At 57.1% G+C, this 380-nt stretch carries 1 protein-coding gene; it reads right to left on the bottom strand.

Translation table 11 applies throughout. The features are described 5' to 3' along the window. On the bottom strand, nucleotides 1-303 hold a 303-nt coding region (locus AKL28_RS23750), incomplete at its 3' end, for a hypothetical protein (RefSeq protein WP_156226495.1). Nucleotides 304-380 lie beyond the last annotated feature (77 nt).

Consider the following 380-nt stretch of genomic DNA (forward strand, 5'->3'; position numbering starts at 1 on the left):
CCCGCTGGAGCCGCCGAAAAAATGGGAAAGACAGAGTCGCTTCGCTCCGACTGTCTTTCTGATCCATTTTTTCGGCAACTCCAGCGGCTGGGCAGAAGCGGACGTCTTATCCGGCTCGCCTGCGGCATCGCAATACTTGCTGCTGGCTTGCTTCAAAGAATGGAACCAACGCGCAATCACCCTACCCATCCCGATGCCGAAGGCGAGGCAGTTGGGTTTTCTCCCCTTGTGGGCCAGCCGTTGGAGTGCCATGAAAAATGGATCAGCAAGGCAGTCGGAGCGCAGCGACTCTGCCTTGCCCATTTTTCATGGCGCTCCAACGGGTACCCTCCGAAGGAGGGCTGGCACTTAGGGGCCGCCTTCTTTTGCTTACTTTTCTT

Source organism: Herbaspirillum chlorophenolicum, from assembly GCF_001189955.1.
GTDB classification, from domain to species: domain Bacteria; phylum Pseudomonadota; class Gammaproteobacteria; order Burkholderiales; family Burkholderiaceae_D; genus Herbaspirillum; species Herbaspirillum chlorophenolicum.